The organism is Microbacterium sp. NPDC056736 (assembly GCF_042790415.1).
GTDB lineage: Bacteria > Actinomycetota > Actinomycetes > Actinomycetales > Microbacteriaceae > Microbacterium.
The window spans coordinates 736,822-754,650 of record NZ_JBHTZE010000001.1; the positions used below are offsets into that span (position 1 = coordinate 736,822).

A 17,829-nucleotide genomic window follows, 5' to 3' on the forward strand; every position below is an offset into this window, starting at 1 on the left:
CGCCGATCTCTAGATCGCGGCGCGGGTCGAGCCGCGCTCGACGAGCTCGGTCGGCATGACGATCGCATCGGGTGCCACCTCTTCGCCCGCTGCGGAGCGGGCGAGGAGCCGCACCGCGGTCGCCGCCATCTCGCGGATCGGCTGGCGGATCGTCGTGAGGGACGGATGCAGCCACCGTGCGCCTCGAACATCGTCGAAGCCGACCACGAGCACGTCGCGGGGGATGGTGAGCCTGCTGTCGGCGACGGCCCGATAGGCGCCGGCGGCCATCTCGTCCGAGCAGGCGAAGATCCCCACCGGCCCCTCGCCGCCGAGCTCCGACAGCGCCCGTGCACACGCGCGGCGAGCGTCCCACGCGCTCCAGTCCGCGCTCGTACGCACGCACGGCGCCTGGGGCGCGAGCTCGCCCAGGGTGGCGGTGAACCCCTCGACGCGCGCTCGGCCGTAGCGGTAGGAGGGGGCGCCGCCGATGACGACGAAGCGACGGGCTCCCCGCGAGATGAGGTGCTCGGCGGCCGCCGAGCCTCCTGCCCGGTCGGTCGTGCGGACGCTCGGCAGGGGCCTCGACGCCTCGGACGGCGGCTCCATCAGCACCAGGGGGATGCCGGCACGCTGCATCGCGACGATCTGCGCGCTCGTGGGGGTGATGAGACCGGTGACGACGCCGGCGGAGCCGCGGGAGCGGATGCGTTCGGGCCAGTCGTCGGCCGGGTCGTCCCGCTCAGCTGTCAGGACGAGGTCGTAGCCGAGCGACGAGGCGGTGGTGCGGGCGCCGGCGGTGATCTCCTCGGTGTACGGGTCGTGGAAGTGCCCGAGCACGAGGTCGAACATCAACGCGGTGCCGCGGCGCGGTCGGCCCCTCCCTGCGCCGGTGCCGGGATAGCCGAGCTCGGCGGCCGCGCGGAAGACCCTCGCTCGCGTATCGGCGGACATCTCGCCGCGCGCGCGCAGCGCCCGCGACGCCGTGGCGATGCTCACCCCCGCGCGCTGGGCCACCGCGCTGAGGGTCACTCGTGCACCATCGGTCATGCAACCATTTTGCGCAAACTTCATCCGTTTCGTTTCCGTCGGCTGGCATTGTGACGGCGTAGCACCCGTCGATGCGGAGGGATGAGGTCGATGACGACGACTCGCGAGGGACGCCGCGCCTTGATCGTGCGCGGGGGATGGGAAGGTCACCGACCCGTCGAGGCGACCGAGATGTTCCTGCCCTTCCTCGAGCAGCGGGGGTTCGACGTGCGCATCGAGGAGTCCAACGAGGTCTACGCCGACCGCGACGAGATGGACCGCACCGACCTGATCGTGCAGTGCGTGACGATGTCCGAGATCTCGGCCGACGCGCTCAAAGGCCTGCGCGGCGCCGTCGAGCGGGGCACGGGACTGGCCGGGTGGCACGGCGGCATCGCTGACTCGTATCGCGACAGCTCCGACTACCTGCAGCTGATCGGCGGTCAGTTCGCCACCCATCCGTCCAAGCACCCCGATGCGCGCGAAGGTGACGAGCGCGACAACTTCCTCTGCTACACCGTGGATCTCACCGAGCTCGGGCGCTCGCACGAGATCATGGCCGGCGTGGAGGACTTCACCCTTCGCACCGAGCAGTACTGGGTGCTGAGCGACGACCTCAACGACGTGCTGGCCACGACCACGCACTCCGTCCAGCCGTATCACCCCTGGCAGCGCCCCATCACCTCGCCGGCCGTGTGGACGCGCGAGTGGGGGCAGGGCCGCGTCTTCGTCGCGACTCCGGGCCACAGCCTGTCGGTCCTCCGCGACGTCAGCGTTCGCACGATCATCGAAAGAGGGATGCTGTGGGCGACTCGCAGCTCCTGACGTCGGCCCGGCTGCGGGAAAGCGAAACCCCCGCGATGTAGAAGCTACGCGAGGGTTCCTGGGGTGACTGTAACGATCACCCTTGTGGCTCCGACCGGCATCGATCCGGTGACCTTTCGATTTTCAGTCGAACGCTCTACCAACTGAGCTACAGAGCCGCACGGTGGTTTCTCTTGCAAGACCTGCCGCGTCCTAGACGAAAGGCCCTCTTCGAGAAAAGGGCCCGTCGCTCGGAGCGACCCTGACGGGACTTGAACCCGCGACCTCCGCCGTGACAGGGCGGCACGCTAACCAACTGCGCTACAGGGCCATGCTTATTGATTTGTGTGGAGTGACCCCAACGGGATTCGAACCCGTGCTACCGCCGTGAAAGGGCGGCGTCCTAGGCCGCTAAACGATGGGGCCGGGTGAACCTTGGGGGCTCACTGCCGAGGACCAAGCATACGTAATCGCCGGGCAAAACGCGAATCGAGGGCGCGCCGCTCTTGTGGAACGTGCGGCGGAGGCGGAGACTTGCGCAGTGACCGCTGCCCGAAGCGGCGGCGGACGTGCGCAGGTGGGGGTTTGCGCATGTTACCGATGTTGCTAGTGTGAAAAGAGTGACGCCGCGAGGGGAGGGTCCGGTGCAGCTCGACGAAGTCACCGCGAAAGCCTCATCCGACGATGCCGTCGACGACTGCGGCTGCGCTCCCACTCCGCTCGAGCAGCGTCGGCTGTGGCCCTCGATGAACCGCCGCACCGCGCTCGGACTCGGCATCCTCGGCGTCGCCGCGCTCAGCGCAGGGGGCGCAGTGCTCGGGCCGCTCGTGAGCCCCGCGTTCGCCGCGGACTACCCTTCGTGGGACGACGTGGCCGCGGCCAGGGCGAACGAGGCCGCGAAGGCCGCCGAGATCGTCAACATCCAGAACCTGATCGCCGGGCTCGAGGCCGATGTCGCCTCGAAGCGGCAGATCGCGCAGCAGCTGGCCGACGAGTTCTACGTGGCGCAGCAGGAGTACTTCGATGCGGCCCTCCGCGCCGACCAGCTCCAGCAGCAGGCCGACGAGCAGGCGGCGGCTGCGCTGGACGCCACCAACAAGGCCGGACGCGTCGCCGCGCAGCTGTACCGCAACGGCGGCGACGACACGTCGCTCGAGCTCTTCTTCGCCGGGTCGGCCTCCTCGGCCGACGATCTGCTCGCGCGCCTGGGCACGATGGACAAGCTCGTCCAGCGCAACCAGGCGGTGTACGCCCAGGCCGTCACGGCACGGGATTCGGCACAGAGCCTCAGTGACCAGGCCGCCGTGCAGCGCACCGAGCGCGACCGCCTGCAGAAGATCGCCGAAGAGAAGATGGCGGCAGCCCAGAAGGCCGCCGACGAGGCTCAGGCCGCCCTCGACGCACAGAACGCCAAGCGCGGCGAGCTCGAGGCGCAGCTGGCCGCCCTCCAGGACACCACCGCCAAGACGGTCGCCCAGTACGAAGAGGGCGAGCGCGTGCGCAAGGCGGCGGAGGAAGCAGCCCGCGCCGCCGCGGCCGCAGCCGCGCGCGCCGAGGCCGAGCGCATCGCGCGCGAGCAGGCGGCCGCCGGAGGCGGGGGCGGTGGAGGCGGCGGAGGCGGCGGCGGCGGCGGCGGCGCGGTCATCGGGACCGGATGGGCTCGCCCGTCCTCCGGATGGCGCAGCTCCGGATACGGCCCGCGCACCGTGCAGTGCGGCAACAGCTACTGCTCGAGCGGATTCCACTACGGCGTCGACCTCGCCGCCGGGTGCGGGGCCGGCATCTACGCGGCATCCGCAGGACGCGTCGTCTACGCGGGCTGGAACGGCGGCTACGGCAACTACATCAAGATCGACCACGGCGGCGGCATCGGCACCGGCTATGCCCACATCCGCTCGGGCGGCATCTTCGTCGGCGTCGGCCAGTGGGTCGGCGCGGGGCAGCTCATCGCGAGCGAGGGCAACACCGGCAACTCGTTCGGCTGCCACCTCCACTTCGAGACGTACTGGAACGGCTACCCCGTCAACCCGATCTACTTCATGGCCGACCGCGGCATCTCGGTCTGAACCGCAGACCCCCAGAACGACGAAGAGCGGATGCCTCGGCATCCGCTCTCCGCATGTGCACAGGTCAGAGCGTGTTCGGCGCGACGCCCTCACCCTGGGTCTTGGTCTGGCCCTCGTGCTCGGCGAACCGTGCGAAGGCCTCGTCGACGAGCCGCTCGGCCTCGGCCGCGTCCGCCCACTCGTCGACCTTGACCCACTTGCCGGGCTCGAGGTCCTTGTAGTGCTCGAAGAAGTGCGTGATCTCCTTCTGGGTGTACTCCGGGATGTCGGCGACGTCCTGGATGTGCGCCCAGCGCGGGTCCTTGGCGAGCACGGCCACGACCTTGTCGTCACCGCCGGCCTCGTCGCTCATCTTCAGCACGCCGACGGGGCGAACCTGCGCGAGGATGCCGGGGGCCAGGTCGTGGTCGAGCAGCACGAGCACGTCGAGCGGGTCGCCGTCCTCGCCGAGGGTGTTCTCGAAGAAGCCGTAGTTGGTCGGGTAGCCCATCGGCGTGTAGAGGATGCGGTCGAGGAACACCCGGCCCGTGCCGTGGTCGACCTCGTACTTGATCTTGCTGTTGCGCGGGATCTCGATGACGGCGTCGTACGCGCCCATAGCGGTGCTCCTTCGAAGACTGTGGATTGCCGCGACAAGCCTAGTTCCGGTGCTCGGCCGGTCCCTAACTGCTCAACGTCGTCGTGAATCCGGGCGACACGCCGGTGCGCACCCCCGCGACGCACGGATCCTCGCGAGGGCGCGCGGCGTCGGCCGGTACCGTGGGTCGCGTGACCGACCCCCGACCCGGACTCGACCCCGCCGTCGCCGAGGTGCGCGTGGCCGTCCGCCGCGCCCTCACCGGCCTCGCGCAGGGCTCGACGGTGATCGTGGCGCTGTCCGGCGGGGCCGACTCGCTCGCGCTGGCCGCCGCGACGGCGTTCGAGGCGCCGAAGCTCGGGCTGCGGGTGGCCGCGGTCATCGTGGACCACCGGCTTCAGGACGGATCGGCGGATGCCGCGGCCGTCGCGGCCCGGCAGGCCGAGGCGCTCGGGCTCGGGGCGCACGTCACCCGGGTCGAGGTCGGAGACGCGGGCGGGCCGGAGGCGGCTGCCCGCGAGGCGCGCTACGGCGCGCTGCGCGCCCACGCCCGCGCGGCGGGGGCCACGGCCATCCTCACCGGTCACACGCTCGACGACCAGGCCGAGACGGTGCTGCTGGGCCTCGCGCGGGGTGCCGGGGCCACGAGTCTGCAGGGGATGGCGGATGCGGCGGACCTCGACGGCGTCGCGCTCCTGCGCCCGCTGCTGGGCGTGCGGCGGGCCACCACGCACGCGGCCTGCGCGGCCGCGGGGCTCACGCCCTGGCACGACCCGCACAACGCCGACGCCCGCTACGCGCGGGTGCGCGTGCGCCAGACGGTGCTGCCGGTGCTGGAGGCCGAGCTCGGGCCGGGCATCGCCGAGGCGCTCGCGCGCACCGCGGCCCAGCTGCGCGAGGACGCGGAGGCCTTCGACGAGATGATCGACGAGACCATCGAAGACCTCGTCGAGCATGCGGAGGCCGGCATCTCGGTCTCGGCCGCGGCCCTCGCCGCGAATCCCGCCGCTCTCCGCCACCGCATCATCCGCCATGTCGTGTCCAGCGAGTTCCACGAGAGCCTGACGCGCACCCAGACCCTCGAGGTCGCACGGCTCGTGACCGACTGGACGGGTCAGGGCCCGATCGATCTGCCCGGATGCCGCGCCCGCCGCGTGGGCGGCCGGATAGAGTTCACCGCCCGCTGACGCCGCGATCGCGGGGCCGGCGCTACGCCTGCGGACATGGGGAATTGTCCCCGTCGGCCGCTGGACCCGACGCCGCTAGCGTGTGTCGGGACATGGCCGACGTCGAATTCGAAGACTCCGACTTCGCCGCGGCGACCTCGCACCTCACGCAGGCGGGAGTCGCCCCGGTCGACCCGTTCTGCCCGTCGCTCGCCGCCGTCGGCTCGGGCGTCGTGGCGTCCGCGGTCGGCGACGTCGACGCACTGATCCGCCAGGCCATGAGCGCGCTGGCCGGGGTTGCGGCGGAGCTGTCGGCGGACGTCGACACCGTGCACACCGAGCTGCGCGCCCTGGATGCCCGGATGGCGGGGGCCGGCGCATGAGCCTCCCGGGCCTCGCCGCCGATCCCGGCGAAGGAAGCGTCGACGCCATCCGCGACCTCGCCGGGCTCTTCCGGGGCCGCGCGGCCGTCGAACGGGACCAGAGCGCGTCCACCCGCGCGGCGCTCGCGGCGCTCGCCGCCGTGACGGCTCGGAGTGTCGACGCGCTGCGGCCGCGCGTCACGGTCGCCCAGGGGCGGTTCATGGCCGTCGCCGACGCGGCCGACGAGGCGGCGGGGGTGCTCGACGGCTACGCCGACGCCGTCGCCGACCTCCAGCGCCGCGCGGAAGCCGCGCTCCAGCGGGCCGCGGCCGACCACGCGGCGATCGGCTCGCGGCGGGAGGCGGCTCTCAATGCGGCGTCGGAGTTCGTGGCCGGGTGGGCACTGGACTGGGACGACGTGCTGCCGTCGTGGCTGTACCTCGACGACCCGTCGCTGCTCCACAGCTGGCAGGCCGCGATCGACGACTACCGGTCGTCGCGCGCCGCGTACAACGCTCTGCGCGAGGAGCGGGACCGGCTCGACGACGACACGGCCGCCCGGCTCGCGGCGATCCCGCTCATCACCGAGCTCACGCACGACGGCGCGGTGGGCAGGGGCGGGTTCGTGGCGGCGACCGCGCTGTGGGCGGGCGACACCGACGCCGTGACGGCGGAGCAGATCGCCGCGCTCGGCGATCCGGGTCTCGTGCGGCAGGTGTGGGACAGCCTCAGTCACGCCGAGCGGGAAGCGCTGATCGCCGGCGCCCCGCACGTCATCGGCAACCTCGACGGGGTCCCCATCGGCGACCGCGTCGCCGCGAACCGCCTGAACATCGAGGACGAGATCTCCGCCCGGCGCGCCGAGATCGAACGGCTGCAAGCCGCCCGCGACGCGGCGCTCGGCCGCGCGTATCACAGCCGCGACGCCGTCGAGCAGGCGTACGGGGCGCTCATCGCCGAGCAGCAGCGCCTCATCGACGCGTACGAGGGCCTCCTCACGCAGGAGATCCAGGTCATCGACGCGTCCGGTGCGAGCCGCACCGAGATCGGCGCCCGCGTCGTGGTCTTCGACCCGGCGCGTCAGGCGATCGCCACGTATCACGGCCCGCTCGACCCGGTCACCGGTGACATCCCGGCGTGGGTCACGTCCGTCGCCGTCTCGGTTCCCGGCACCGGCTCGGACATGACCGCGTTCGGAGACGCCCGCGCGGCCGACCTGCAGGCGGCGGCCGGTCGCACGTCGGCGGTGTTCCAGTGGGCCGGTGGCGCGTTCCCGCAGTCCATCCCCGAGGCCATGAGCACGTCGTACTCGCACGCCCTCGCTCCGCGCCTGCGGGACTTCACCGCGGGGATCGTGGTCCCGGCGGGCGCGACCACGACGGTGCTCGGGCACAGCTACGGCGGGGCGACGGTCGGCCTCGCCGAAGCCGCCGGCCTCCGCGCCGACCGCGTGCTGTACGTCGCCGCTGCGGGCATGGGCGACGGCGTCTCGGGCGTCGCCGATTTCCCGCATACTTCAGACGTGCCCCACTACGCGATGATGAGCCGCAACGACATGGTCGTGGGGCTCATCCAGGGTCGCGAGGGCGATCTCCACGCGCTGCACGGGCAGTCCACCCTGACCGCCGACGGCGTGATCCGGCTGGAGACGGGCGTGATCGACGCCGCTCGCGCCGACAGCGACGACATCGAGGACTACAACGTCCCGGGCAACGGCACGCCGAGCGCCATCGACAGCCACAGCTCGCTCTACACGCCCGGGTCGACGGCGTTCGAGAACATCGTGGCGGTCATCACCGGCGGCGATGCCGAGGTGTTCGCCGACGACGAGATCGTCGTCGCCGGTGGCCGCCCCATCGTGATCGACGGCATCGACCGCGACGACTACGAGCCGGTCTACACGGAGGTCGACTGAGGCATGCGCCGACTCCTCGCCGCCGCCGCCGCGGTCTTCTTCGCACTCGCCCTCGGAGGATGCAGCATGACGCCAGAAAGCCGGCTCGACGAGTACCACGCTGAGGCCGATCGGCTTCTCGAGGACACCGTCGCGCTGATCCCCGACGACCTCGCTCCCGCCTCGGGCTTCAGCGAGTCCGAGCCGCGCTTCGGCCCGAGCGAGGGATCAGCTGCGGCATCCGATCCCGCCTGGTGGCAGGCGCGCGAGAGCGTCAACCTGGCTCCGCAGACGGATGCCTCCGCCGACGCCGCCGCGGCGATCGCGGCGTCACTGGAGTCCGACGGGTGGCGCCAGGCCCGCGTGCGCGAGACCGAGGGCGGGGACCGCATCGCCGACGGCTTCCGGCGCGAGGTGGACGGCGACCAGTGGTACATCGAGGTCACCTGGGTCAGGACGAGACCCGAGATGGCGGAGGTCGTCGAGGTCCTCGTCGTAAGCCCTCAGACCGTTCGCGGCTCGGCCGCCACCGCCCCGTAGACTCGTCGCATGCGTGCGGCAGACGTCTCCAGCGAGATCACGGAAGTCCTCGTCACCGAGGAGGAGATCCAGGCCAAGCTCGAGGAGGTCGCCGCCCGGGTCGCCGAGGACTACGAGGGCAAGGACCTCCTGCTGGTGGGCGTCCTCAAGGGCGCCGTCATGGTCATGGCCGACTTCTCGCGGGCACTGAAGATGCTCGCGCCGATGGACTGGATGGCCGTGTCGTCCTACGGTGCCGGCACGAAGTCCAGCGGCGTCGTGCAGATCCGCAAGGACCTCGACACCGACATCCTCGGCAAGCACGTGCTCATCGTCGAGGACATCATCGACTCCGGCCTGACCCTCAGCTGGCTGCTGGAGAACTTCGCGGCCCGCGGCGCGGCATCCGTCGAGGTCTTCGCCCTGCTGCGCAAGCCCGAGGCGGCCAAGGTCGAGGTGCGCTGCAAGTACGTCGGCTTCGACATCCCGACCGAGTTCGTCGTCGGCTACGGCCTCGACTACGCCGAGCGGTACCGCAACCTCCGCGACGTCGCCGTGCTGGCCCCGCACGTCTATTCCTGAAGCCCCCGCCGATTACGCCCGGGGCGAATGCACAGTCAGCGCCTAGGAAGCCCGCGATACCCTGATTCAACCGTCGACGGGCCCTTTCCGTCTGCGGCGGAACGTCGACGAAAGGGGTCGGGCTCTCGCCCGCACCATGGACTTCAAGAAGATCACACGCAATCCGCTCTTCTACGTCCTGCTGATCGGGGTCTTCCTCATCGTGGGTTTCTCGCTCATCTCGAGCCTGAACGGCGCGAAGCAGATCTCCACGCAGGAGGGGCTCGAGCTCCTCGCCGGTGACACCGTCGCCGAGGTCGTCAACACCGACGGCGATCAGCGCGTCGACATGACGCTGTCGAAGGAGTACGACGGCGCGAGCGACGTGCAGTTCTACTACGTCTCCGCGCGCGCCGACGAGGTCGTCGAGGCGATCAACGCGGCCGAGCCCGAGGACGGCTTCAACGACGCCGTCCCGCGCGCGACCTGGTTCGACGGCTTCATCTCGCTGCTCCTGCCGATCCTCCTTCTGGGCCTGCTCTTCTGGTTCCTGCTCTCCAGCGCTCAGGGCGGCGGCAGCAAGGTCATGCAGTTCGGCAAGTCGCGCGCCAAGCTCGTGACCAAGGAGATGCCGCAGGTCACCTTCCAGGACGTCGCCGGCTCCGACGAGGCCATCGAGGAGCTCGAGGAGATCAAGGACTTCCTGAAGGACCCGTCGAAGTTCCAGGCCGTCGGAGCCCGCATCCCGAAGGGCGTGCTGCTGTACGGCCCTCCCGGAACCGGCAAGACGCTCCTCGCCCGCGCCGTCGCGGGTGAGGCGGGGGTGCCGTTCTACTCGATCTCGGGTTCGGACTTCGTCGAGATGTTCGTCGGCGTCGGCGCCAGCCGCGTGCGCGACCTGTTCAACACCGCCAAGGACAACTCCCCGGCCATCATCTTCATCGACGAGATCGACGCGGTCGGCCGCCACCGCGGCGCCGGCATGGGCGGCGGTCACGACGAGCGCGAGCAGACGCTCAACCAGATGCTCGTCGAGATGGACGGCTTCGACCCCAAGGTCAACGTCATCGTGATCGCGGCCACCAACCGCCCCGACATCCTCGACCCGGCCCTTCTGCGCCCCGGCCGCTTCGACCGTCAGATCGGCGTCGACGCGCCCGACTTCAAGGGTCGCGCCAAGATCCTCGAGGTGCACGGCCGCGGCAAGCCCCTCGCCGACGGCGTCGACCTCGAGGTCGTCGCCCGCAAGACGCCCGGCTTCACCGGCGCCGACCTCGCCAACGTCCTCAACGAGGCCGCCCTCCTCACCGCCCGCTCGAACGCGCAGCTCATCGACAACCGCGCGCTCGACGAGGCGATCGACCGCGTGCTGGCCGGCCCTCAGCGCCGCACGCGCGTCATGAAGGACAAGGAGAAGCTCATCACGGCCTACCACGAGGGCGGCCACGCCCTCGCGGCGGCGGCGATGAACCACACCGACCCGGTGACGAAGGTCACGATCCTGCCCCGCGGGAAGGCACTCGGCTACACGATGGTGCTGCCGCTGGACGACAAGTACTCCGTCACGCGCAACGAGCTGCAGGACCAGCTCGCGTACGCGATGGGCGGCCGCGTCGCCGAGGAGATCGTCTTCCACGACCCGACCACCGGCGCATCGAACGACATCGAGAAGGCGACCAGCATCGCCCGCAAGATGGTCACCGAGTACGGCATGACCGGCGACATCGGACCGGTCAAGCTGGGTCAGTCCTCGGGCGAGGTCTTCATGGGCCGCGACATGGGTCACGGGCGCGACTTCTCGGAGCGCATCGCCGAGCGGGTGGACGCGCAGGTGCGCGACCTCATCGAGCAGGCCCACAACGAGGCCTACCAGGTGATCAACGACAACCGCGACGTGCTCGACACGCTGGCGCTGGCGCTCCTCGAGAAGGAGACGCTGGACCACATCGAGCTCGCCGAGATCTTCAAGGACGTCAAGCGCCTCCCTCCGCGCCCGCAGTGGCTCTCCAGCGAGCAGCGGCCGCCGTCGTCGCTGCCGCCGGTGGACGTGCCGCACCGCCGCGACGAGGCCGGCCTCGCCGCGAGCGTCGAGGCCGAGCAGCCGGCGGCCGAGAAGGCGCCCAAGCGTCGCCCCAGCGGGCAGGCGCGGCCCGCGACCGCGTAGGCTCGGCCCGTGGCCGTCGATCGTGAGCGCGTCGCCGCGCTCGTGCGTGAGCTGCTCGAGGCGATCGGTGAGGACCCCGAGCGCCCCGGGCTGAAGCTGACCCCGACGCGCGTCTCCGACGCCTACGCGGAGTTCTTCTCGGGCGTCGGAGAGGATGCCTCCGCCCCGCTCGCGCACACCATCTCGGTGACCCGCGGACCGGCACCCGACACGCTCCCGTCCGGCGCCGTCATGCTCCGCGACATCCTGTTCCGATCAGTCTGCGAGCATCACCTGCTGCCCTTCCGCGGCCACGCACACCTGGCGTACCTCCCCGGCGAGCAGGTGGTCGGGCTGGGTGCGCTGCCGAAGGTCGTCGACATCCTGTCGTCTCGGCCGCAGGTGCAGGAGCGCCTCGGCGAGCAGATCGCCGACGTGATCGCCGCGTCCCTCGATGCGCGCGGGGTGCTGGTCGTGCTCGAGGCGACCCACGAATGCGTGACGATGCGCGGTGGACGACAGCCGGATGCCTCGACCGTCACGATCGCCGCGCGCGGCGAGCTCGCCGAGCCTGCCGCCCGCGCCGAGCTGGTCGCGCTGATGGGCGCGGCCAGATCAGGGGCGCGCGGATGACGACGCTCATCATGGGCATCGTGAACGTCACGCCCGACTCGTTCAGCGACGGCGGACGCTATGCGGATGCCGAGGCCGCCGTCGCCCACGGACTGCTGCTGCGCGCACAGGGCGCCGACATCCTCGACGTCGGCGGTGAGTCCACCCGTCCCGGTGCCGAGCGCGTCGACCCGCGGGTGGAGCAGGACCGCGTCCTCCCGGTCGTGCGCGCGCTCGCCGAGGCGGGTGCCGTGGTGAGCATCGACACCATGAACGCGTCGACGGCCGTGGCCGCCGTCGAGGCCGGCGCCCGCATCGTCAACGACGTCTCCGGTGGCCTCGCCGACCCCGACCTCCTCGCCGCGGTCGCGCCGACGGATGCCGACGTCGCGCTCGGCCACTGGCGCGGCCACTCGGCCGACATGTACGCGCGCGCGCAGTACGAGAACGTCGTCGACGAGGTCGTGCGCGAGCTCCGGGGGCGGGTCGAGGCCGCGGCATCCGCCGGCATCGCCCCGTCGCGCGTGATCCTCGATCCCGGAGTCGGGTTCGGCAAGAAGGGCGCGCAGAACTGGGCCGTGCTGCACGACCTCGACCGGCTCGTCGGTCTCGGACCCCGGCTGCTGGTGGGGACGAGCCGCAAGCGGTTCCTCGCGGAGGCGCTCGAGGTCGACCCCGCCGACGTCGACGAGGCCCGCCGCGACCTCGCCACCGCGGTCACCAGCGCCTTGGCCGCCGAGGCGGGGGTGTGGGCCGTGCGCGTGCACGATGTCGCCGCGACCCGCGATGCTCTCATCGTGGCGCGCGGCTGGCGGGAAGGGATCCGATGGACTTCGTCGACGAGATCACCCTGACAGGCGTCCGCGCCTTCGGGTACCACGGGGTGCTCCCCGAGGAGCGGCGTCAGGGCCAGGAGTTCGTGGTCGACGCCACGCTGTACCTGAGCACGGCGGCGGCTGCGGCATCCGATGACGTCACCGACACGGTGCACTACGGCGACGCCGCCGAGCGCATCGCCGCGATCGTGGCGGGCGAGCCCCTCAACCTCCTCGAGAGTGTCGCCGCGCGGATCGCCGACGACCTGCTCGCCTACGACCTCGTGAAGATGGTGTCCGTGACGATCCACAAGCCTCAGGCGCCGATCCCGGTGCCGTTCTCAGACGTGTCGGTGACGATCCGCCGCGCGCGACCGGACGATGCCCCGCGGGCGGTGGCACCGTGAGCCGCCGCCTCGCGCAGGGCTTCGAGGGCGACACCGCGCGCCGCCGCCGCGATGCCGTCGAGGCCGTCGTCGCTCTCGGCGCCAACCTCGGCGATCGCGCAGAGACGATGTCCACGGCGATCAAGGAGCTCGCGCGCGTGCCGCTCGTCGGCGCCGTGCGGGTGTCCGAACCCATCGAGACGGTCGCGGTGAAGCAGGACGGGCCGGATGCCGCGGCCCCGGCGTACCTGAACGCGGTGGCGATCCTCACCACGCGCCTGGCGCCCTCGGTGCTGCTGGGCTACCTCCACGCCATCGAGGAGCGGCACGGCCGCACGCGATCCGGGCGGCGATCCGCGAACGAGCCCGGGTGGGAGGACCGCACGCTCGACCTCGACCTGATCGCCTACGGCGACCTGGTCAGCGACGACCCGCGGCTCCTGCTCCCCCACCCCCGGGCGGCCGAGCGCGAGTTCGTGCTCGGGCCGTGGCTCGCCGTGGACCCCGACGCGATCCTGCCGGGGACCGGTCGCGTGGACGAGGCTCTCGCTCGGCTGCGGGGGGCGAACCGGCGATCGACCGACGAGGCGGCGCGATGAGGCGCACGAGCGCGGGCGTCCTGCTCCTCGCCGCCGCCCTCGGCGTGGCGGCGGGCTTCCTCCTGGACCAGCTGCTGACGTCGGCGGGCCGCCCGACGTTCACCCCCGCCGTCACCCTGCCGATCCTGCTCCTGCTGCTCGGCGCGGTGGTCGTGGCGCTGGCGGTGCCGATCCGCCGGGCGACGCGCGGCGGATCGACGGCCGCGGTGAATCCGTTCCGCGCGGTGCGCATCGCGATGCTCGCCAAGGCGTCCAGCATCGTCGGCGCCGTCATCGGCGGCCTGGGCGCGGGTCTGTGGATCTTCCTCGCGACCCGGCCCGTCCCGCCGTCGCTAGGCTCGTTGGGAACGGTCATCGCGACGACCGTGTGCGGCGGCCTGCTGGTCGTCGCCGGTCTGGTCGCGGAGCACCTGTGCACGATCCGGAAGGACGACGATGACGAACAGCCCGGAGGCGACGACCCCGGACTCGAGCCCCGCATCCACGGCCACTGAGGCGGGGACCTACGACCGGATCGTCGAGCCGCGCTCGGAGAACCGCCTCGTCCTCGCGGAGGGCGTGTGGCACCAGATCTCGCCGAAGTACGTCAAGGTGCAGTACATCTCGTCGGGCTCGTTCCTCCTGATCGTGATCGCCGCCACCCTGATCCTGACGCTGCTCATGCACCAGCTGTGGGCGTGGATCCCCGGGGCGATCATGACGGTGATCCTCGGGTGGACGCTCGCGATCCTGCCGCGGCAGGCCCGCTCGATCGGGTACCAGCTGCGCGAGGACGACCTGGTCTTCCGCCGTGGCATCCTGTGGCAGCGCTTCGTGGCCGTGCCGTACGGCCGCATGCAGCTCATCGACATCACCCACGGTCCGCTCGACCGGGGCTTCGGCATCGCGCAGCTGAAGTTCGTCACCGCGGCCGCGGCGACCGGCGTGACGATCCCCGGTCTGGAGCAGTCGACCGCCGAGACGCTCCGCGACCACCTGGTGCAGGTCGCCGAGAGCCGGCGCACGGGCCTATGACCTCCGTCGGGCCCAGTGCGCCGCCGCCGCAGCTGGTCCGTTCGCCCCTGAGCGACGGCGAATGGCACCGGCTGCATCCGCTCACCCCGCTCCTGCGGGGCGGGCTGTTCCTCATCGTGGTCATCGGCATCGTGCTGGCGAACCTGCGCGACCGGCTCGTGTTCGTCTTCCTGCCCTGGCTCGCCCCCGACATCGAATCCGAGGTGGGGGAGTGGGAGGGCGCCGGCGGCGACCCTATCGACTTCATCATCGCGAACAACCTCTACGTGATGGCCGGCCTCGCGGTGCTCGCCGTTCTCATCGTCGTCGTGGCGGTGTTCTACACCTCGTGGCGGTTCCACACCTTCCGGATCACCGAGGACGACGTCGAGGTGCGCAGCGGCATCCTGTTCCGCACGCAGCGGCGCGCGCCGCTGGATCGCGTGCAGGGCGTCAACCTGACGCGCCCGATGATCGCCCGTCTCCTGGGCATGGCGAAGCTGGAGGTGGTCGGGGCGGGGACGGATGCCAACGTCAAGCTGGAGTACCTGTCGACCGCGAACGCCGAGGCCGTCCGCGCCGACATCCTCCGCCTGGCCTCGGGGCGCCGGCTCGCCGCGGCGAGCCCGCCGGCGGATCCCCGCCACGAGGGCAGGGCGGCATCCCTCGGGCAGCGGGTCGGACGCGAGCTGACGGGCATGATCGAGGGGCCGGAGGCCCCGGTGGCCGAGGTCGAGTCGGTCGTGAACATCCCGCTCGGCCGGCTCGTGGCATCCCACGTCGTCAGCATGTCCACGCTCGTGCTGGTGCTCGCGGTCATCGCGGTCATGGTCGGCGTCAGCCAGGGCGTGACCTGGCTGCTCTTCGCCTTCGTGCCGGCGATCATCGGCATCGGCGCCTACTGGGTGCGCTCCATCGTCCGCTCCCTGCGGTACTCGATCGCACCCACCCCCGACGGGGTGCGGATCACCTTCGGACTCTTCACCACCATCACCGAGATCGTCCCGCCTGGACGCGTGCACGCCGTGGAGGTGACGCAGCCGATCCTCTGGCGTCCCGCCGGCTGGTGGACCGTCCGCATCAACCGCCTGACCGGCCGCAGCGTCACGGAGTCGTCGACGGACCAGTTCACCACGGTGCTGCCGGTCGGCACGGCGGCGGACGTCGAGCGCGTGCTGCGGCTGCTGCAGCCGTCGCTCCCCGACGACGAGAGGGCGCTCGTCGTACAGGAGGGCATGTTCGGGCCCGGCGAGGACGACACCTTCACGAACACCCCCCGGCGTGCCTGGTGGATCAGGCCGCTGTCGTATCGCCGGAACGGCTTCCGCCTCACCGGCGACGTGCTGCTGATGCGGCGGGGCGTCGTGTGGCGCCGGCTCGTCATCCTGCCGCTGGCGCGGCTGCAGAGCTTCGGGCTGTACCAGGGGCCGCTCGACCGCGCCACGCGCGTGACCAACGTGCGGGCGCATGTCGTCGCCGGTCCGGTGTCGCCCTTCCTCGCCGCCGTCGACCGCGACAGCGCGCTGACGCTCTTCGACGACGTCGCACGAGGCACGGTGCGCGCGGCCCTCGCCGATCGCACGCACCGCTGGGCCCAGGACGAGGCGGACGCGCCGCCCACGCCGGCGATGACGCCCCACGCCGGAGAGGGGGACGCGTGAGGGCGAGAGACGGAAGGCTCGGCGTCGGGATCATCGGCGCCGGGCGGGTCGGGCCGGTGGTGGGCGCCGCCCTGGGCGGCGTCGGGCATGCGGTCGTCGGGATCACCGCGGGCTCCGATCCGGAGCGGGTCGAGGCGGTCCTCCCGGGCGTGCCCGTCCTGGATGCGACGGAGGTCGTCCGCCGCAGCGAGCTCGTCATCATCGCGGTGCCCCACGACCAGCTCGAGGGGCTCGTCGCCGGTCTCGCCGAGATCGGCGCGTGGCAGCCGGGGCAGCTGGTGCTGCACACCGACCCGAGCTGGGGCACGACCGTCCTCACTCCCGCCGTCGCGAAGGGCGCGATCCCGCTCGCGGTGCACCCCGCGATCGAGTTCACCGGGACAACCATGGACCTCCGTGCGCTGTCGAGCTCGTACGCCGCGGTGACGGCGCCCGGGCCCGTGCTTCCCATCGCACAGGCGCTGGCGGTCGAACTCGGCTGCGAGCCGGTGGTGGTCGAGGAACAGGCGCGGCCGGCGTACGGGGAGGCGATCGCGACCGCCCGGGACTTCTCCCGGTCCATCGTCCGCCAGGCGGCGGCGCTCCTCGCCCAGGCGGGGATCCCGCAGCCGGGGTCCTACCTGTACTCGCTCGCGCACACGGCGATCGACCACGCCCTCGCGGAGGCCGGGTCCGGTCCCGTGGACGAGCCCCCCGCTACGATCCAAGGATGATCAGCACCGTCGACGGGCTGCGCGCCCGGATGGCCGAGGTCCGCGCCGCCAGACCGGAAGCGCGCGTCGCGCTCATCTCCACCATCGGCTCCCTCCACGACGGGCACATCGATCTCGTCCACCGTGCGCGCGAGGTCGCCGACGTCGTCGTGGTCTCGGTGTTCGTCAATCCGCTCCGCTTCGCCACTCCGGCCGAGTATGCCGCCTACCCCCGCACGCCCGACGAGGACGGCGAGCTGCTGCGCTCGCTCGGCGTCGAGATCGTGTTCGCCCCGGACGCGTCCGAGCTGCTGCCGAACGGGTCCGCCACGACGAAGGTCAGCGCCGGCGACCTGGGCCTGCGCTACGAAGGGCGTGCGCGCCCCTTCTACTTCGACGGGCTCCTCACCGTCGAGGCGAAGCTCTTCCACCTCGTGCAGCCGGACGTCGCCGTCTACGGCGAGCGCGACCGGCAGCGGGTGTTCCTGGTGCGCCGCATGATCCGCGACCTCTACTTCGACGTCGACGTCGCGACCGTCGAGACGGTGCGAGGCGACGACGGGCTGCCGGTGTCCACGCGCATGGGCATGCTCGAGCCGCGCGACCTCGCCGCGGCGGCCCTGCTCCCCGCCGCCCTCGACGCCGCCGCCGCGAACGCCGACCGGGGCGTGGACGCCTGCATCGCGGCCGCGCAGTCGGCGCTCATGGGGGAGCAGCGCATCCGCCTCGAGTACCTCAGCGTGGTCGACCCGTCGACCTTCCTCCCCGTCGACGAAGGCAGCAGCGGGCCGGCGGTCGCGCTCATCGCCGCGACGGTGGCCGGTCACCGCTTCATCGACAACGCGGACATCTACCTGGGCTGAGACGGGGGCGGGAGCGGGCGGCAGGCGTCCGCGGGGCCCGTCACCGCCGTGACGCACGCTCGGACAGGGCGGAGGTGGCGCTCGATAGACTTGGGGGTCCGCGTTCT

19 protein-coding genes and 3 tRNA genes are annotated in these 17,829 nt (G+C 71.8%); 17 read left to right on the forward strand and 5 right to left on the reverse strand.

What is annotated here, in order from left to right; all coding sequences use genetic code 11:
* Positions 1–9: 9 nt before the first annotated feature.
* Positions 10–1,029, reverse strand: coding sequence for a LacI family DNA-binding transcriptional regulator (locus tag ACFRAL_RS03340; RefSeq protein ID WP_336393815.1), 1,020 nt, complete (start codon positions 1,027–1,029; stop codon positions 10–12).
* 90 nt (positions 1,030–1,119) lie between these two features.
* Here ACFRAL_RS03340 and ACFRAL_RS03345 point away from each other — a divergent pair, with 90 nt between their 5' ends.
* Complete coding sequence (locus ACFRAL_RS03345; RefSeq protein WP_336393814.1) at positions 1,120–1,833, forward strand: ThuA domain-containing protein; 714 nt, start codon at positions 1,120–1,122, stop codon at positions 1,831–1,833.
* Positions 1,834–1,918: 85 nt separating this feature from the next.
* Here ACFRAL_RS03345 and ACFRAL_RS03350 read toward each other — a convergent pair.
* The 3 genes from ACFRAL_RS03350 to ACFRAL_RS03360 all read right to left on the reverse strand — a co-directional run bounded on the left by ACFRAL_RS03350 (position 1,919) and on the right by ACFRAL_RS03360 (position 2,238).
* Positions 1,919–1,991: transfer RNA gene (locus tag ACFRAL_RS03350), tRNA-Phe, on the reverse strand.
* 78 nt (positions 1,992–2,069) lie between these two features.
* Positions 2,070–2,143: transfer RNA gene (locus tag ACFRAL_RS03355), tRNA-Asp, on the reverse strand.
* 22 nt (positions 2,144–2,165) lie between these two features.
* A tRNA-Glu gene (locus ACFRAL_RS03360) sits at positions 2,166–2,238 on the reverse strand.
* Between the two features lie 218 nt (positions 2,239–2,456).
* On the opposite strand from ACFRAL_RS03360, the gene ACFRAL_RS03365 reads away from it, so the two are divergent.
* Positions 2,457–3,878, forward strand: a complete 1,422-nt coding sequence (locus ACFRAL_RS03365; RefSeq protein ID WP_378879719.1) for a M23 family metallopeptidase — start codon at positions 2,457–2,459, stop codon at positions 3,876–3,878.
* A gap of 64 nt (positions 3,879–3,942) precedes the next feature.
* Here the strand turns inward: ACFRAL_RS03365 and ppa are convergent, their stop codons facing one another.
* A complete protein-coding gene (ppa, locus tag ACFRAL_RS03370) occupies positions 3,943–4,476 on the reverse strand; it encodes an inorganic diphosphatase (protein WP_336393812.1) in 534 nt (177 codons plus the stop codon).
* 170 nt (positions 4,477–4,646) lie between these two features.
* Between ppa and tilS the strand changes: the two genes are divergently transcribed.
* The 15 genes from tilS (at position 4,647) to panC (ending at position 17,722) form a co-directional block, all read left to right on the forward strand.
* Positions 4,647–5,642, forward strand: coding sequence for a tRNA lysidine(34) synthetase TilS (tilS, locus tag ACFRAL_RS03375; RefSeq protein WP_378879722.1), 996 nt, complete (start codon positions 4,647–4,649; stop codon positions 5,640–5,642).
* A gap of 92 nt (positions 5,643–5,734) precedes the next feature.
* Entirely contained in the window at positions 5,735–6,004 is a 270-nt protein-coding gene (locus tag ACFRAL_RS03380; protein WP_336393810.1) for a hypothetical protein, read from the forward strand.
* Positions 6,001–7,899 carry a hypothetical protein gene (locus ACFRAL_RS03385; protein WP_378879725.1) on the forward strand — a complete coding sequence of 633 codons (1,899 nt, stop codon included), beginning with the start codon at positions 6,001–6,003 and terminating at the stop codon, positions 7,897–7,899. Before ACFRAL_RS03380 ends, ACFRAL_RS03385 begins: the two co-directional genes overlap by 4 nt.
* 66 nt (positions 7,900–7,965) lie before the next feature.
* Positions 7,966–8,418 carry a hypothetical protein gene (locus tag ACFRAL_RS03390; RefSeq protein WP_378879728.1) on the forward strand — a complete coding sequence of 151 codons (453 nt, stop codon included), beginning with the start codon at positions 7,966–7,968 and terminating at the stop codon, positions 8,416–8,418.
* A gap of 9 nt (positions 8,419–8,427) precedes the next feature.
* Positions 8,428–8,979 carry a hypoxanthine phosphoribosyltransferase gene (gene hpt / locus ACFRAL_RS03395; RefSeq protein ID WP_336393807.1) on the forward strand — a complete coding sequence of 184 codons (552 nt, stop codon included), beginning with the start codon at positions 8,428–8,430 and terminating at the stop codon, positions 8,977–8,979.
* Between the two features lie 136 nt (positions 8,980–9,115).
* Positions 9,116–11,122 (forward strand): ATP-dependent zinc metalloprotease FtsH, encoded by a 2,007-nt coding sequence (gene ftsH / locus ACFRAL_RS03400; protein ID WP_336393806.1) that lies wholly within the window; start codon positions 9,116–9,118, stop codon positions 11,120–11,122.
* Between the two features lie 9 nt (positions 11,123–11,131).
* On the forward strand, positions 11,132–11,734 hold the full coding sequence (folE, locus tag ACFRAL_RS03405; RefSeq protein ID WP_336393805.1) for a GTP cyclohydrolase I: 603 nt from the start codon (positions 11,132–11,134) through the stop codon (positions 11,732–11,734).
* Entirely contained in the window at positions 11,731–12,567 is an 837-nt protein-coding gene (folP, locus tag ACFRAL_RS03410) for a dihydropteroate synthase (protein ID WP_378879734.1), read from the forward strand. Before folE ends, folP begins: the two co-directional genes overlap by 4 nt.
* Positions 12,540–12,935: a dihydroneopterin aldolase gene (gene folB / locus ACFRAL_RS03415; RefSeq protein ID WP_378879737.1), complete on the forward strand. Its 396-nt coding sequence runs from the start codon at positions 12,540–12,542 to the stop codon at positions 12,933–12,935. The genes folP and folB overlap by 28 nt, the downstream gene beginning before the upstream one ends.
* The gene (folK, locus tag ACFRAL_RS03420) at positions 12,932–13,513 is read left to right on the forward strand and encodes a 2-amino-4-hydroxy-6-hydroxymethyldihydropteridine diphosphokinase (RefSeq protein ID WP_378879740.1); all 582 of its coding nucleotides are present in this window, start codon (positions 12,932–12,934) and stop codon (positions 13,511–13,513) included. The genes folB and folK overlap by 4 nt, the downstream gene beginning before the upstream one ends.
* Positions 13,510–14,007, forward strand: coding sequence for a DUF3180 domain-containing protein (locus ACFRAL_RS03425; protein ID WP_378879743.1), 498 nt, complete (start codon positions 13,510–13,512; stop codon positions 14,005–14,007). The genes folK and ACFRAL_RS03425 overlap by 4 nt, the downstream gene beginning before the upstream one ends.
* On the forward strand, positions 13,949–14,527 hold the full coding sequence (locus tag ACFRAL_RS03430) for a PH domain-containing protein (RefSeq protein ID WP_378879745.1): 579 nt from the start codon (positions 13,949–13,951) through the stop codon (positions 14,525–14,527). Before ACFRAL_RS03425 ends, ACFRAL_RS03430 begins: the two co-directional genes overlap by 59 nt.
* Positions 14,524–16,167: a PH domain-containing protein gene (locus ACFRAL_RS03435; protein WP_336393799.1), complete on the forward strand. Its 1,644-nt coding sequence runs from the start codon at positions 14,524–14,526 to the stop codon at positions 16,165–16,167. Before ACFRAL_RS03430 ends, ACFRAL_RS03435 begins: the two co-directional genes overlap by 4 nt.
* Positions 16,164–16,880, forward strand: a complete 717-nt coding sequence (locus ACFRAL_RS03440; protein ID WP_378879749.1) for a DUF2520 domain-containing protein — start codon at positions 16,164–16,166, stop codon at positions 16,878–16,880. The genes ACFRAL_RS03435 and ACFRAL_RS03440 overlap by 4 nt, the downstream gene beginning before the upstream one ends.
* Positions 16,877–17,722, forward strand: coding sequence for a pantoate--beta-alanine ligase (gene panC, locus ACFRAL_RS03445; RefSeq protein ID WP_336393797.1), 846 nt, complete (start codon positions 16,877–16,879; stop codon positions 17,720–17,722). Before ACFRAL_RS03440 ends, panC begins: the two co-directional genes overlap by 4 nt.
* Positions 17,723–17,829 lie beyond the last annotated feature (107 nt).

Bases quoted from the DNA above. Each gene is read 5' to 3' on its own strand.
- ACFRAL_RS03340 (WP_336393815.1), bottom strand. From the start codon at position 1,029: ATGACCGATGGTGCACGAGTGACCCTCAGCGCGGTGGCCCAGCGCGCG.
- ACFRAL_RS03430 (WP_378879745.1), top strand. From the start codon at position 13,949: ATGACGAACAGCCCGGAGGCGACGACCCCGGACTCGAGCCCCGCATCC.
- ACFRAL_RS03435 (WP_336393799.1), top strand. From the start codon at position 14,524: ATGACCTCCGTCGGGCCCAGTGCGCCGCCGCCGCAGCTGGTCCGTTCG.
- ACFRAL_RS03380 (WP_336393810.1), top strand. From the start codon at position 5,735: ATGGCCGACGTCGAATTCGAAGACTCCGACTTCGCCGCGGCGACCTCG.
- ppa (WP_336393812.1), bottom strand. From the start codon at position 4,476: ATGGGCGCGTACGACGCCGTCATCGAGATCCCGCGCAACAGCAAGATC.
- ftsH (WP_336393806.1), top strand. From the start codon at position 9,116: ATGGACTTCAAGAAGATCACACGCAATCCGCTCTTCTACGTCCTGCTG.
- hpt (WP_336393807.1), top strand. From the start codon at position 8,428: ATGCGTGCGGCAGACGTCTCCAGCGAGATCACGGAAGTCCTCGTCACC.
- ACFRAL_RS03345 (WP_336393814.1), top strand. From the start codon at position 1,120: ATGACGACGACTCGCGAGGGACGCCGCGCCTTGATCGTGCGCGGGGGA.
- ACFRAL_RS03390 (WP_378879728.1), top strand. From the start codon at position 7,966: ATGACGCCAGAAAGCCGGCTCGACGAGTACCACGCTGAGGCCGATCGG.
- folP (WP_378879734.1), top strand. From the start codon at position 11,731: ATGACGACGCTCATCATGGGCATCGTGAACGTCACGCCCGACTCGTTC.
- ACFRAL_RS03385 (WP_378879725.1), top strand. From the start codon at position 6,001: ATGAGCCTCCCGGGCCTCGCCGCCGATCCCGGCGAAGGAAGCGTCGAC.
- ACFRAL_RS03425 (WP_378879743.1), top strand. From the start codon at position 13,510: ATGAGGCGCACGAGCGCGGGCGTCCTGCTCCTCGCCGCCGCCCTCGGC.
- folB (WP_378879737.1), top strand. From the start codon at position 12,540: ATGGACTTCGTCGACGAGATCACCCTGACAGGCGTCCGCGCCTTCGGG.
- panC (WP_336393797.1), top strand. From the start codon at position 16,877: ATGATCAGCACCGTCGACGGGCTGCGCGCCCGGATGGCCGAGGTCCGC.